Origin of the sequence: Plantibacter sp. Mn2098 (assembly GCF_049319745.1) — a bacterium.
Classification (GTDB): domain Bacteria; phylum Actinomycetota; class Actinomycetes; order Actinomycetales; family Microbacteriaceae; genus Plantibacter.
The window spans coordinates 285,458-298,977 of record NZ_JBMOUH010000004.1; the positions used below are offsets into that span (position 1 = coordinate 285,458).

At 69.7% G+C, this 13,520-nt stretch carries 11 protein-coding genes; 7 read left to right on the forward strand and 4 right to left on the reverse strand.

Annotated elements, in window-relative coordinates; translation table 11 throughout:
• The first annotated feature begins 73 nt into the window (after window positions 1-73).
• The 6 genes from ACL9RL_RS08575 to ACL9RL_RS08600 all read left to right on the forward strand — a co-directional run bounded on the left by ACL9RL_RS08575 (window position 74) and on the right by ACL9RL_RS08600 (window position 6,983).
• The gene (locus tag ACL9RL_RS08575) at window positions 74-1,186 is read left to right on the forward strand and encodes an ABC transporter substrate-binding protein (protein WP_422779808.1); all 1,113 of its coding nucleotides are present in this window, start codon (window positions 74-76) and stop codon (window positions 1,184-1,186) included.
• 153 nt (window positions 1,187-1,339) lie between these two features.
• Window positions 1,340-2,449 (forward strand): LLM class flavin-dependent oxidoreductase, encoded by a 1,110-nt coding sequence (locus ACL9RL_RS08580; RefSeq protein WP_422779809.1) that lies wholly within the window; start codon window positions 1,340-1,342, stop codon window positions 2,447-2,449.
• Window positions 2,446-3,174, forward strand: a complete 729-nt coding sequence (locus ACL9RL_RS08585) for a cysteine hydrolase family protein (RefSeq protein WP_422779810.1) — start codon at window positions 2,446-2,448, stop codon at window positions 3,172-3,174. The genes ACL9RL_RS08580 and ACL9RL_RS08585 overlap by 4 nt, the downstream gene beginning before the upstream one ends.
• Window positions 3,171-4,505, forward strand: a complete 1,335-nt coding sequence (locus ACL9RL_RS08590) for an NtaA/DmoA family FMN-dependent monooxygenase (RefSeq protein ID WP_422779811.1) — start codon at window positions 3,171-3,173, stop codon at window positions 4,503-4,505. Before ACL9RL_RS08585 ends, ACL9RL_RS08590 begins: the two co-directional genes overlap by 4 nt.
• Before the next feature lies 1 nt (window position 4,506).
• Window positions 4,507-6,456 carry an MFS transporter gene (locus ACL9RL_RS08595; protein WP_422779812.1) on the forward strand — a complete coding sequence of 650 codons (1,950 nt, stop codon included), beginning with the start codon at window positions 4,507-4,509 and terminating at the stop codon, window positions 6,454-6,456.
• Window positions 6,453-6,983, forward strand: a complete 531-nt coding sequence (locus tag ACL9RL_RS08600; protein ID WP_422779813.1) for a flavin reductase family protein — start codon at window positions 6,453-6,455, stop codon at window positions 6,981-6,983. The genes ACL9RL_RS08595 and ACL9RL_RS08600 overlap by 4 nt, the downstream gene beginning before the upstream one ends.
• Before the next feature lie 775 nt (window positions 6,984-7,758).
• Here ACL9RL_RS08600 and ACL9RL_RS08605 read toward each other — a convergent pair.
• Window positions 7,759-8,637: an isocitrate lyase/PEP mutase family protein gene (locus ACL9RL_RS08605; RefSeq protein ID WP_422779814.1), complete on the reverse strand. Its 879-nt coding sequence runs from the start codon at window positions 8,635-8,637 to the stop codon at window positions 7,759-7,761.
• 160 nt (window positions 8,638-8,797) lie between these two features.
• On the opposite strand from ACL9RL_RS08605, the gene ACL9RL_RS08610 reads away from it, so the two are divergent.
• Window positions 8,798-9,436, forward strand: a complete 639-nt coding sequence (locus ACL9RL_RS08610) for a hypothetical protein (RefSeq protein WP_422779815.1) — start codon at window positions 8,798-8,800, stop codon at window positions 9,434-9,436.
• 168 nt (window positions 9,437-9,604) lie between these two features.
• Here the strand turns inward: ACL9RL_RS08610 and ACL9RL_RS08615 are convergent, their stop codons facing one another.
• From ACL9RL_RS08615 to ACL9RL_RS08625, 3 genes are all read right to left on the reverse strand, one after another.
• Window positions 9,605-10,819, reverse strand: a complete 1,215-nt coding sequence (locus tag ACL9RL_RS08615) for an amidohydrolase family protein (protein ID WP_422779856.1) — start codon at window positions 10,817-10,819, stop codon at window positions 9,605-9,607.
• 95 nt (window positions 10,820-10,914) lie between these two features.
• Window positions 10,915-12,297, reverse strand: a complete 1,383-nt coding sequence (locus ACL9RL_RS08620; protein ID WP_422779816.1) for a formimidoylglutamate deiminase — start codon at window positions 12,295-12,297, stop codon at window positions 10,915-10,917.
• Window positions 12,294-13,520 (reverse strand): allantoate amidohydrolase, encoded by a 1,227-nt coding sequence (locus tag ACL9RL_RS08625; protein WP_422779817.1) that lies wholly within the window; start codon window positions 13,518-13,520, stop codon window positions 12,294-12,296. Before ACL9RL_RS08625 ends, ACL9RL_RS08620 begins: the two co-directional genes overlap by 4 nt.

The window sequence follows — 13,520 nt, forward strand, 5'->3', positions numbered from 1 at the left end:
CCCCCGCACCACCCCGAACCCTCCGACACCCGATCCCCGACCGTGTCGAAGGACCCATCCCAAGGAGTGCCCCATGAAACATCGTGTCCCCACGTTCGCCGTCACCGCCCTCGCAGCGGTCGGCCTCGTCCTCGGCGTCGCCGGCTGCAGCACCCAACCGGCGGCGGGCGATGCCGGCACCGCCGGCTCGGCCATCTCCAAGGAGCGCTGCGACGAGAACAAGGCCGCAGGCACCATCACCTACCTGTCCGGCTACCAGTTCCAGTCCTCGGCGTCGATCCTCGAGTACATCGCGGCCGACAAGCTCGGCTACTTCAAGGACCTCTGCCTCACGGTCGACCTGAAGCCGGGCTCGGGCGACACCGCGCAGAACACGAAGCTCCTCGCGAGCGGTCAGGCGACGGTCTCGGCCATCGCGCAACAGGACCTCATCCAGGCGCGTGCCAACGGCATCGACATCACCGGCATCTCCTCCTACTCCAACGCCGGACTCGACGTCCTCATGACGAACCCGGGAACCACCTCGCTCAAGGAGCTGAACGGGCAGGTCGTCGGCCACAAGGGCTACGTGCCCGCATCCGTGCAGGCGATGATGGTCAAGGAAGGCGTCGACTGGTCCTCGCTCACCCTCGTGAAGGAGGGCTACGACCCGTCCGTCCTCCCGCGCAAGCAGGACGGCCTCGCGGCGCTCACTGGCTTCGTCTCGAACGAGCCGCTCCAGCTCGCGGCCGCCGGCCAGAAGATCACCGTCTGGCAGCCCGTGAAGTACGGCATCCCCAGCTCCCTGGGGGCGATGGCGGTCAACCCGGACTTCGCGAAGAAGCACCCGACGGCCGTGCAGGACGTCCTGCGGGCAGCACTGCACGCCTACGACTTCTGCTCGTCGAGCCAGGCCAAGACCGAGCAGTGCGTCGGCTACGCGGCAGCCCTCGCCGGAGCCACCTACGACAAGAAGCTCAACGCGGGCATCTGGCAGGCGGAGACGAAGGTCGTCGCAGAGAACCCGACCCCGAACCAGCCGCTCGGCGGCATCGACTCCGAGAACGTGTCGAAGCTCGTCGACATGCTGCACCAGTTCGCGATCGTCCCGGACTCCGTCACGGCCGAGCAGGCCAACGGCTGGTTCGACAACTCCTTCATCGAATCCATCTACCAGGACAACAAGCTCGTCTGGCCGGCTCCCTGAGCCTGCGCCGAATCTGCGCTGATCTGCGCTGAGTCGGCTCGGGAGCCGCCTCCCGGGCCGACGCGCAGCATCGCGGAATCGCAGCATCGCCACCGCCCCACCTGAACACGCACCACACGAACACGCACCGCACGCACTGAAAGGCGCATCGACATGGCACCGAAAGAGTATGGGATCTTCCTCCCGATCGGGAACGGCGGGTGGATGCTGTCCACCACGGCCCCGCACCCGGAGGCGAGCTACGCCTGGAACCGGCGGGCGGCGATCCACGCAGAGGACATCGGCCTCGACTTCATCATGTCGATGGCGAAGTGGCGCGGCTTCGGCGGCGAGACGGACCACTGGGGCCGCTCGCTCGAATCGATGACCATGATGTCGGCGCTCGCGGAAGCGACGGACCGGGTGAAGATCTGGGCGACGATGCACGCCAACGTCCACAACCCGGCCGTCGCGGCCAAGATGTACGCGACGCTGCAGGACATCTCGGGCGGTCGCGCCGGGATGAACGTCGTGAACGGTGCGTACGCTGCGGAGTTCGAACAGTTCGGGGAGTGGGATCCCGACCTCAGCCACGCGGACCGGTACGCCATGACCGAGCTGTGGACGGAGGCCGTCACCCGCCTGTGGTCCGAGGAGTCGGTGACGATGCACACGCCGTACTTCGACCTGGAGGACTGCCAGTCCCGTCCGCTCCCTGCGGTCCGGCCGACGATCATCAGCGCCGGCCGATCGGATGCCGCCCGCGAGTTCCAGGCCCGCTACGCCGACGGCGCGTTCCTCTCCGGGGACACGCTGGAGGAGATGACGCAGCTGTCCGCCGACGTCCACGCCAGGGCGGCGAAGCACGGGCGGGTCTGCAAGACCTACTCGATGCTGACCGTCGTGCAGGCCGAGACCGACGAGCTGGCCGCCGAGAAGGTGGCGCAGTGGGGTGCAGGGCTCGACCGCGAGGCGCTCGCGCTCATGCAGGCGTCGTGGGGCGTCCCGGAGGCGCAGGCGAAGGCGTGGGCCGCCGGCGCCATCGGCGAAGCCGCGTTCCAGACGCCGTATGTCGCCGGCTCGGCGCAGACGGTGACCGAGCACATCGAGTACATCGTCGGCGAAGCCGACCTCGACGGGCTCATGCTGATCTTCCCCGAGTACGACCAGGACATGGTGCTGTTCGGGGAGACCGTGCTGCCGGCGCTGCGGGCGCACGACGAGGCACGCGATGCAGCCATCGCTCCAGCGGCGGCCAACGCCCCTGAGACGGCCAACGCATGAGCGCGGACCTCCGCGAGCAGCAGCTCGCCCAGCTCATCAGCGCTGGCAGTTCCCCTGCGCTCGTCGTCGTCGACGTGCAGCGCGACTTCGGCGACCCGGCGGCCCTCGACGCGTACGGACTCACCGATGCGGCGTTCGACGCCCTCGACGCCGCCGTGTCCAGCATCGCCTCGCTCGTCGACGCCGCCCGTTCCCTCGGCGTCCCGGTCGTCTGGGTGGAGCTCGGCAGCGACCCGGCCCGCCCGTGGAAGGCGAGCGCCTGGCTGCGGTCGGGCGACTCCGAGGCTCCGATGACGGCGGACGAGCCGTGCGTCATCGGCACCTCGGGCGCCGAGTGGTACCGGATGGAACCGGCCAAGGGCGAACTCCGCGTCGTCAAGCGCGGATACAGCGGCTTCCTCGGCACCGGGCTGGAAGCATCGCTCCGTGCTGCCGGATACGACTGGCTGACGGTCGTCGGGCTCACGTCGGAGTGCTGCGTCTTCGCAACGGCACAGGACGCCATGCAACTGGATTGGCCGGTCGTCATCCCGCGCGATGCGACGGCCGCCTACGACCTCGACGTCAACGATGCGGCGCTCGTGCAGTTGGAACTCAACATCGCGGTCCTGTCCGACACCGCGGAGGTCGTCGGACTGTGGGAGCAGGCGGTGGCGGCCGGTGCGGTCAGTGCGGTCAGTGAGTCCAGTGCGGTCGAACTCGCCGGGGCAGAGGTCGGCGCATGAGCGGCATCCACCTCGCCTACGACCTCTCCTTCACCCACACCGAGGGCCGATGGAACCAGCCGGGCGCATGGGTCGGCAGCGACTTCCCCGACGTCAAGATGTTCCTCGAACTCGCCCGCACGGCGGAGCGTGCCGGTGTCGACATGCTGTTCTTCGGCGACGGCTCCGGCATCCCGAGCACTTGGCGGGGCAGCATCGAGCCCGCCGTGGAGTGGGGCATCCAATGGCCGAGGCAGGACATGTCGCCGATCATCGCCGCGATGTCCACCGTCACCGATCACATCGGATTCGGGCTGACGTACTCCTCGACGTTTATGCACCCCTTCTATGTGGCGCGGCTGCTCAACTCCCTCGACCACGTGTCCGGCGGTCGCATCGCGTTCAACGTCGTCGCCTCCAGCCGCGGGGCCGACGCCGCGAACTACGGCTACGCGCAGCTGGCGGACCACGACCAGCGGTACGAGCGCATGGAGGAGTTCATCGCCGTGTGCCGTGCGCTGTGGGACTCGGTGAGCCCCGACGCGATCGAACGGGACCGGGCCACCGGCCGGTTCGCCGACCCGGCCAAGGTCCACCCCATCGACCACACCGGCGAGTTCTTCACGGTGAAGGGGCCGCTGTCCGCTGTGCCCAGCCCGCAGCACCACCCAGTCGTTGTGCAGGCGGGGAACTCGCCCCGCGGCGTCGCGGCGTCTGCGACGTTCGCAGACCTCGTGTTCGGGTTCGGCGGGAGTCTCGCCGGGCAGCAACGGCACCGGGCGATGCTCGACGCCGCGCTCGTCGACGAGGGGCGCGACCCTGCCGCTGTCGGCATCCTCTGGGCGACCCAGGTCATCGTCGGCCGGACCGCGGCGGAGGCGATCACGCGCCGGGACACCGTCCTCGACTTCTGGACGCACGAGGCCGTCGGCACGATGCTCTCCCACAACGCCGGCTACGACTTCTCGACCCTCCCGGAATCGTTCCGCTTGGGTGAGCTGCGGGAGGAGATCATCGCGGCCAATGCGAGTCCGGCCGGGTTCATCGGCGCGCTCGTCACGGAGTTGGGCGCCGACACCGTCATCACCCGCGACGAATTCTTCGAGCACGGCTTCCTCGCTGCGAGTGGGCTCGACCACACCGTCATCGGCGATGCAGCGACCGTCGCGGAGACCCTGGAACAGAACCACGCCGACACCGGTGCGCGCGGCGGATTTATGCTCTCGTCGCCGCTCGCGATGCCGAGCGCGTACGCCGAGCTGAGTGAATTGCTCGTCCCTGAGCTGCGCCGCCGCGGGGCACTCGCACCGCGTTACCCGGGGTCAACGCTCCGGGAGAACCTGGCGGTGTGAGGTGACTGTCGACGGTTCCGGCGCGGGAGACGGGACCAGGCGGGACTGGTTCGCACTCGCGAGCCTGTGCCTCGGGTTCTTTATGCTGCTGCTCGACAGCACGATCACCTCCGTCGCCCTCCCCGCCATGATCGCCGACCTCCGCACAACGGAGACCATCGCGATCTGGGTCAACAGCGGCTACCTCATCGCCTACGCCGTCCCGCTGCTCATCGCCGGGCGGCTCGGCGACCGATTCGGGCATCGCCGGGTGTATCTCGTCGGTCTGGCGATGTTCACGATCGCGTCCGTGCTCTGCGCGTTCGCGCCATCGGTCGGGTTCCTGATCGGCTGGCGGGTGGCGCAGGGCATCGGCGCCGCACTCATGACCCCGCAGTGCCTGACCATCATCCGATCCCTGTTCCGGGCGCCGCGGTTGGCCGTCGCGCTCGGGGTGTGGGGAGCCGTCGGCGGTGCCGCCACGGTCGCCGGGCCCCTGCTCGGCGGGCTGCTCGTGGAGGTGTCCGGCTGGCCGGCGATCTTCCTCGTGAACCTGCCCATCGGCATCGTCGCATTCATCGCGGTGCTGCTGCTGGTGCCGGTCTCCGTGCGCCGGGCCGCCCGGATCTCCCTGTGGGCGATGATCGTGAGCGCCGTCGGGCTGCTCGCGGTCGTCCTCGGGATCCAGGGGGTCGATGCAGCGTCCGCCGCCGTCCTCGGGGTGCCCCGTTGGGTGCTCGTCGCGTCGGGCGTTGTGCTCGTCATCGGGGTCGTCCTGCTGCAGCGGCGGTCCGCGGACGCAGCGCTCGTGCCCGTTCGCCTGTTCGCGGGGCGGACGTTCGTCGCCGCGTCCGCAGGGGCCGCTGCGGCATCGTTCTGCGTCGGTTCTGCACCCGTTCCGCTCATGCTGTACCTGCAGGACGGGCGCGGCGTATCGGCGCTGACCGCGTCGCTGCTGATGGTGCCGATGGGGGCCGTGTGCCTCATCGCGGCGCCCGTGTCCGCGCGGCTCAACAACACGATCGGGCCGCGGATCGTCGCCGTGATCGGGGCACTCGCCTTGATCGTGTCGATCGGCGGAACCGCGGCGCTCGTCGCCCTGGGGGCGCCGCTGGCTGCGCTCGCCGCGAGCTTCGCGCTGTTCGGCATCGCGAACTCCTTCATCTGGTCGCCGTTCTCGATCGCCGCCGTCACGACCGTGCCCGGGGAACTCGTCGGCGCCGCGTCCGGGGTGTTCAACACGATGAAGCAGTTCGGCGCCGTGCTCGGCAGTGCTGCGACCGCCGTGGTGCTCGTCGCGACGTCGCCCTCGGTCGCGTTGGCGGTGTTGGCGGCGGCCGGGGTGTTCAGTCTCATCGCGGCGTCGATGCTGCGGTTCCCGGTGGCATCGTCGGTTGTTGTGCCGGCTGGGGCTGGGGCTGGGGCTGGGGCTGCCGCTGCGGCTGCGGCTGCGGCTGAGGCTGGGGCCGTGCCGTCTGTTGCCGTGCGGTCTGTCGCAGTGCCCGCCGTGCGGTTGTCCGGGACCATCGTCCACGGTGTCGGGGCGGGGCGCGGGTTCGGCTACCCCACCGCGAACCTGCGGTTCGCAGAGCATCCTGTCCTGCCGGTCGATGGCGTCTATCTCGGCTGGTTCCGGGCGGAGGCCTGGGTCGACGCGAAGGCCGCGCTCGTCTCCATCGGCTTCAACGACACGTTCGAAGGGCGCGAACACACGGTCGAGATCCACGTGCTCGACTTCCAGGGCGACCTCTACGGGCAACGCGTCGAGGTGACGACGGGGGAGTGCCTGCGACCGCAGCGGCGGTTCGCCGACGCCGACGAACTCATCACGGCGATGCGGGCGGACGAGAGCGCGGCGAGGGTGCTCATCGCATCGGCTGTCGGATCAGGTTTCGGGGCATCGGCAGGGCCAGCAATCGGGTCGGCTGTCGGATCAGGTTTCACTTCAGGATCGGGAAGGACCGACACATGACGATCACGCAGGAGTTCAGTTCTGAGCCGGAGGTCGTGCGGGCGGCATTCGCCGGGTTCCCGTCGGGGGTCGCGGCGCTCGCTGCGACGATCGACGGTGAGCCGTTCGTGATGGTGACGTCGTCGCTGTCGGTCGGGGTGTCGTTCGATCCGCCGATGGTGTCGTTCGCGGCGCAACGGACGTCGACGACGTGGCCCGTCCTCGCATCGGCGGACGTGATCGGCGTCTCCGTGCTCGGGACGGATCATGCCCAGAAGACGCGGCAGCTGGCATCGCGGGACAGGCAGCGGCGGTTCGACGGCGTCGAGACGGTGCAGGCGCCGTCCGGTGCGATCTTCCTGGGCGGGTCGCCCGTGTGGCTCGAGTGCACGATCGAACACAGCTATCCGGCCGGCGATCACGACCTCATCGTGTTGCGCGTCCGGTCGATCGTCAGCACCGACGCATCCGCGCCCCTCGTCTGGCATCAGCAGCGGCTGGTGCCTGTGCCGGTGCCCGTCGCTGTCTCGGCGCCACCCACCTCGTAACAGCTGTCCACAATTCCGGAACTCCTGGGCAGGAATGCGCATGGTCAGCCCGGAATGCGCTTGCGCGTCCGGATTCGGCCCAACAGTTCCGGAATTGTGCACACGCCACTGCGGCTCGGAGTTGCGAGATCCAGCCTGTGCACTTCGGTTCGCGATGCTGCGAACGTGTGAGACTGGGGGTGACGGAGCATTCAGGGCGTCAGGTCTGACCCTGTTCCCGGGCAAGAAAAAGGCCCAGATATGGAGTCTGGGCCTTCTTGCCTCCGGTTGAGGAAGCTTGGGAATCACGTACGGATTTCCCGGTGAAACTACCGGAAGCCTACGTGCTCGACTCCCCCAACGCAATACCAGATGGTCGTGGTCCGCCTTATGGTCGCCCACGGTACCGCTGTGATCGTCGTGGCAGACGAGCAGTGCACCAAGCGGAATCAGCCTTTCTGTCGCCTGACGTGACGAAAGGGGAACCCAATGGCACGCTGTGTCCATTGCGGTGCCGGATCTCACGCACGATTTGTGGTTGGGCTGGTCATCACGGTGACCGCGCACATCGCTATCGCGTTTGTGAAATTCCTGGTACTCGGGGCGTGAGCGCTCCGTGGGAGCCGCAGCCCCCTGCCCTCGGGTCGCGGCTCCCGGCCTCGGTCGCCGGCCGCCTCGTGTCCACAATTCCGGAACTCCTGCGCCGGAATGCGCATGGTCAGCCCGGAATGCGCTTGCGCGTCCGGATTCGGCCCAACAGTTCCGGAATTGATGGGACACGACCGGACCGGACGGATCAGCTCAGGAGGGAGTTGAGTTGGGCGTAGCTGAGCGACGGAGGTGTGGGGACTCCGGTCGCCGGAGCGATGGGGGAGGCCGGGAGGATGGGCGAGGCCGCGGTGTCTAGGGAGGCCGCAGCGATGGGGGAAGCTGCGGCGAGCATCGCGGCGGCCTGATCTGCGACGAGGCTGTAGGCGGCCTCCGCGATGGACGACCCCGCGCTGATGCGACTCGCGCCGGCCGCAGCGAGCTCCGGAACCGACAGTGTGCCCGGCCCGAATGCGACGTTCACCGGCACCCCGGCCTCGCCCGCGAGCGCGCGGATCGCGTCCGCCCGCAGCGCCCCGAGCACGAACACCCCGCTCGCGCCGGCCGCCGTGTAGGCGAGCGCACGGTCGACGGTCTCGGCCAGCCACCCTTCATCGCCGACCACCGCGAGACGGTGCGTGTCGATGCGCGCGTTGATGAACAGCGGAAGCCCCGCGTCATCGGCGGCCGTCCGCGCCGCCCTCAGCCGCTCGACCTGCTCCGCGACCGGTCGCATCGAGTCCTCGATGTTGACCCCGACCACTCCGGCGGCGATGAACCGTCCGACCGACTCCCCGACGACAGCCGGGTCGTCGCCGAAGCCGCGCTCGATGTCGGCCGTCACCGGCAGATCGACCGATCTCACGATCCGTGCAACCGCATCCGTCGCGAGATCGCGAGGCACGCCCTCGCCGTCGTGGAAGCCGAGCGACCAGGCGACGCCGGCGCTCGTCGTCGCGATCGCGCGGGCGCCAGCAGCGGCGACGACCCTGGCCGATGCGACATCCCACGCGTTCGGGAGGAGCACCGGGGTTCCGGAGACGTGGAGGTCGGCGAATGCGAGTGCGAGGGCGGCTTGGTTGCTCATCCGACAAGTGGATCACATGTGTCGAGGGCGGGGCATCCGTCTTGCGGCGGGGATGCGGCGGGAAGTCGAGAGGGTGCGCCCGGCGCGACGACCGCCTAGAGTCGGGGCAACGATCGACGCCGGGGCCGAGATGCGTCGACGAGGACGGGAGGGTCCGATGATGGCGACGGATGCAGTGAACAAGTACTGGTTATGGGGCGGCGGGCTGCTCGTCGGCTCGGCCGTAGTGAGCTTCGCCCCGACGTCGTTCCTGCCCTGGCTGGGGTATCTCGGGCAGCTCGCGCTCGTGGTGGGTGTGCTGCTCTTCGCGTTCGGCGGGGGCGTCTCACGGAACCTGTTCCACGGCGGGCGCCTGGGGACGGTGTCGCTCGTGCTGTATGCGGCGTGGGAGGTCGTGACGACGGTCATCCGGGAGATTCCGATTGGTACCGTCGCCGACAACACTCCAGGTGTGGTGTTCGGGACGGTGCAGAGCTTCGTCACGATCGCGATCAGCATCATCCTGGTCGTCCAGATCGGGCGGGCGGAGCATCTGCCGAAGCCGTGGCGATGGGCGCCGTTGTGGGCGATCGTTGCGCAGACCGCCGTCGGGTTGCTCACGTACACGGTGATCGGTTCCGCGCCGGCGAACGGCCCGGCCTTCCAGGCGGTGATCGCGTTGTCCGCCATCGTCGGCGCTGCGGTGCCGATCTTCCTCGGGATCCTCGGGATCGTGTTGGCATGGTCATGGCCGTCATCGGCATCGTCAGTCTCGTCTCCGTCGTCGGCCTCGACTTCGGCCGCGGCCAACTCCGCCTGAGCGGCATCCCCGCCTCCCAGCGCGGCTTCCAGAATTCAGGAACTTTCGCACGATTCAGGACGATCTGCGCCGATACGGGTCGACATCGTCCTGAATTCGCGAGAACTTCCTGAATTCTGGAGGAGGGGAGGGAGAGGGGAAGGAGAGGAGGGGAGAGGGGAGAGCGGGTCAGCGGAGGCGGCGGCCGGCGCGCCAGACGGCGTGGGTGAGCGGGACGCCGGGGCGATAGGCGAGATGCGTCGCGGAGGGGGCGTCGAGGACGTGGAGATCGGCTCGATGGCCGACGACGAGCGAACCGACAGCACCGTCACCGGACTCGCGACCCAGTGCGAGCGCACCGCCGTACGTCGCCGCCCGGACCGCCTCGCTGACGCTCAGGCCCATCTGCAGGACGGCCGTCGCGATGCAGAACGCCATCGACGTCGTGTACGAGGTGCCCGGGTTGCAGTTGGACGCGATCGCGAGCTGCACCCCGGCATCGAGCAGCCGCCGCGCCGGCGCGAGCGGCGCCCGGGTCGAGAGATCGCACGCCGGGAGGACTGTCGCGACGGTGCCGCGAGCAGGACCAGAGCCGGGAGCAGGACCAGTGCCGGGAGACACCGCTGCGTGGACGGCGCTGTCGCCGGGACCCGACCAGCCGGACCAGCTGGCGGCGAGGGCATCGAGGTCGGCGTCGTCGACGTAGTTGCAGTGGTCGACGCTCGCCGCACCGAACTCGACGGCCAGACGGATGCCCGGCCCGTGCCCCAGCTGATTGCCGTGCACGCGCAGTCCGAGGCCCGCATCGCGACTCGCCTCGAGCACTCGGCGGGACTGCGCGGCGTCGAAGGCCCCACGCTCGCAGAACACGTCGGCCCATCCGGCGTGCGGCGCGACGGCCGCGAGCATCGGCCCGCACACGAGATCGACGTACGCGTCCGCATCCATGCCGTCCGGCACGAGGTGCGCACCCAGGAACGTGACCTCGTCCACTAGTCCGGCCGCGATGACGGCACTGCGCCGTTCGTCCTCGACGGTGAGCCCGTACCCGGTCTTCGTCTCCAGGAACGTGGTGCCCTGCGACACCGCCTCCCGCACCCGCGCCTCGACGAGCGCCGTCAGCTGGGCGTCGTCCGCGAGTCGTGTGGCCCCGGTCGTTACCGCGATGCCGCCGGCCGCGTAGCTCTCACCGGCCATCCGCGCCTCGAATTCGGCGGTCCGGTCACCGGCGAACACCAGGTGGCTGTGCGAGTCCACCCAGCCGGGGAGCAGCGCGCGCCCCTCGATGTCGGTGCGAACGTCGGCAGCCGGGGCGTCGCCCGCCTGACCGATCCAGACGATCCGATCGCCCTCGACGACGAGCGCCGCATCGCGCAGGACGCGCTGTTCGGCGTCCTGCGTCATCAGCTCGCCGATGCCTGTGATGAGCTCGGTCCCGGCGCTCCCGGCGGTCCCGGCGGTCCCGGCCTCAGCCGCAGTGCCAGTGGTGCTGTCGTTCGTCACAGTGACTCCATTCCCGATGCGAGGAGGTCCGACGGCGCGCCGAGGCCCGTGTGCACACCGTTCCGTGCCCTCACGATGCCACCGATGACGACCGTCCGCACATCGCTCGCCGTCGCGGTCAGCGCGAGCTGCCCGGGGTCGCTGCCGGCGGTGCGGCTGGATGCCGGATCGAGCTCCATGAGGTCGCACGGTGCCCCGACGGCGATGGCGCCGACCAGGGGCCGTCCGACGCTGGTCGCGCCGCCGGTGCTCGCCGCGGCGAGGAGCTCAGCCGGGCTGAACCGGCCACGGCGGCCGGATCCGAGCCGTTCGCCGTGTTCGAGCGCCCGCATTTCGAGGAGCGGATCGACGACGGCGTGCTGGTCGGTCCCGAGTGCGATGACGGCTCCAGCATCGGCGAGGGCTCGTGCCGGACCGATCCCGTCGCCGAGGTCGGCTTCGGTCGTCGGACACATCACGATCGTGGATCCCGCTGCGCCGAGGAGTTCGATGTCGTGCGCGGTCAGGTGGGTGGCGTGCACGGCGGAGAGTCTTGGGCCGAGCAGTCCGTTGGCGTGCAGGAGCCCGGTCGGGGTGAGACCGGTCGCGGCGACGCACGCCTCGTTCTCGGCTGGTTGCTCCGAGAGATGTACGTGCAACGGAATATGCGGATCGAGCTCCGCCGCGACGATGGCGAGATCGGTTGCCGGCACGGCACGGACCGAGTGCAGTGCGGCGCCGACGATGACCGTTCGTGGGTCGTACTCGTCTGCGAACGCCGCTCGCAAGCGACGGCCGCGAGCGATCCAGGTCTCGATCGACCCGTCCCCGAACCGCTGCTGCTCGGCCGAGAGCGGGGTGCCGATGCCGCCGGCGAGGTACGCGGTGTCGAGGAGCGTGAGCCGGATTCCGGCTGCGACCGCGGCGTTCGCGAGGGCGCGTTCCATCGCGTGTTCCTGCTCGTACGGCCAACCGTCCGGGTGGTGGTGGACGTAGTGGAACTCGGCGACGCTCGTCCACCCTGCGGCGACCATCTCGGCGTACACGGCCGTCGCGACGCGCTCGTAGGACGCCGGTTCGAGTCTGGCGGCCTCGGCGTACATGAGGTCTCGCCAGGTCCAGAAACTGCCGCCGTCGGCGTGGGTGCGCCCTCGCAGGAGCCGATGGAACGCGTGCGAGTGTGCGTTGACGCCCGACGGGTACACCACGCCGCGCAGGATCGTGTCACCCGCCCGCGGTGCGGTTCCGGCCGTGACCGAGGCGATCGTGCCGTCGGCCCCGACCACGATGCGGACGTCCCGGGCGATGCCCGCCCGGCCGCCTGCGCCGTCCGGTCCGTCGAACCCGTCGATCCAGCACTGCGCAGCCCAGTAGGAGGCGAGCGAGGCGCCCCCGCTCACAGCAACCCCGCCAGCACGTCAGCGAGTACATCCGCCGAATCGTCGGCATCCGCCCGCTCCACATACTCCTCCGGCGAGTGCGAGATGCCGGAGGGGTTGCGCACGAAGAGCATCGCGCTCGGCACGGAGGCGGCGAGGATGCCCGCATCGTGCCCAGCGCCGCTGCGCAGCACTGGTGCGCCGGGGACGAGATCCGCCAGGCGACGACCGAGCGCCGGATCGAACCCGACCGTCGGGCTCCACGACTCCTCGAGCAGCTCTGCCGTGCATCCGTGCCGTTCCGCGCGCACCGCGGCCTCGCGGGCGATCGTCTGCACGAGGCTGCGTGTGACGGTGTCGTCGGGGTGCCGCACGTCTATCCACAGATCGACACGGGACGCGATGACGTTCGTGCCGCCCGGCACCGGTTCGAACCGTCCGACGGTCGCGCGCGCATCGTCGATCTGGCGGGCGAGTTCCGAGATCGCTCCCACGATGTCGGCCGCGGCGACGACGGGATCGGCCCGGTCCACCATCAGGGTCGTCCCCGCATGGTTGCCCTGGCCGCTGACGACGATCTTCCATCGGCCGTGGCCGAGGATGGATGAGCCGATGGCGACCGGCTTCCCCAGGTCGATCAGCCCCCGCCCCTGCTCCACGTGGAGTTCGACGAACTGGCCGATGCGCGCGAGCGCGGCAGGGTCGGCGCCGAGGTGCGCAGGATCCATGCCCGCAGCGGCATATGCTTCTGCGAGCGTCGTCCCGTCTCGATCGGTGAGGTTTCTCGCGCGGTCGGGATCGAGGAGTCCGGTCAGGAGCCGGGAGCCGAGGCAGGCGACGCCGAACCTCGATCCCTCCTCCTCAGGGAAGACGACGACGGCGAGGGAGCGCGACGGCGTGACGCCGCGCTCGCGCATCCGGTCGATCGCGGTGAGCGCGGATGCGACGCCGAGCGGGCCGTCGAACGCCCCGCCGCCAGGGACGGAGTCGAGGTGGCTGCCCGTGACGAGCGCCCCGTCCATCGGCGCACCCCACCAGGCCCAGATGACGCCGTTGCGGTCGACGTCGACGCCGAGTCCGCGGCGCTCGGCTTCGGCGATGAACCACTCGCGCAGTTCGAGTTCCGCGGCGGAGAACACCGGCCGCCTGTAGCCGCCCGTCGCGCCGTCGCGGCCGAGCGGTTCGATCGCGTCGAGCAGTGAACTGACGGTTGCGCCCGCAGTGGTGCGTGAGGTGCCTGGCAT

Excerpts from the sequence above, each read along its gene's own strand:
- ACL9RL_RS08605 (WP_422779814.1), bottom strand. The coding sequence starts at position 8,637 with ATGAGCAACCAAGCCGCCCTCGCACTCGCATTCGCCGACCTCCACGTC.
- ACL9RL_RS08615 (WP_422779856.1), bottom strand. The coding sequence starts at position 10,819 with ATGACGCAGGACGCCGAACAGCGCGTCCTGCGCGATGCGGCGCTCGTC.
- ACL9RL_RS08580 (WP_422779809.1), top strand. The coding sequence starts at position 1,340 with ATGGCACCGAAAGAGTATGGGATCTTCCTCCCGATCGGGAACGGCGGG.
- ACL9RL_RS08625 (WP_422779817.1), bottom strand. The coding sequence starts at position 13,520 with ATGCCAGGCACCTCACGCACCACTGCGGGCGCAACCGTCAGTTCACTG.
- ACL9RL_RS08600 (WP_422779813.1), top strand. The coding sequence starts at position 6,453 with ATGACGATCACGCAGGAGTTCAGTTCTGAGCCGGAGGTCGTGCGGGCG.
- ACL9RL_RS08575 (WP_422779808.1), top strand. The coding sequence starts at position 74 with ATGAAACATCGTGTCCCCACGTTCGCCGTCACCGCCCTCGCAGCGGTC.
- ACL9RL_RS08610 (WP_422779815.1), top strand. The coding sequence starts at position 8,798 with ATGGCGACGGATGCAGTGAACAAGTACTGGTTATGGGGCGGCGGGCTG.
- ACL9RL_RS08590 (WP_422779811.1), top strand. The coding sequence starts at position 3,171 with ATGAGCGGCATCCACCTCGCCTACGACCTCTCCTTCACCCACACCGAG.
- ACL9RL_RS08585 (WP_422779810.1), top strand. The coding sequence starts at position 2,446 with ATGAGCGCGGACCTCCGCGAGCAGCAGCTCGCCCAGCTCATCAGCGCT.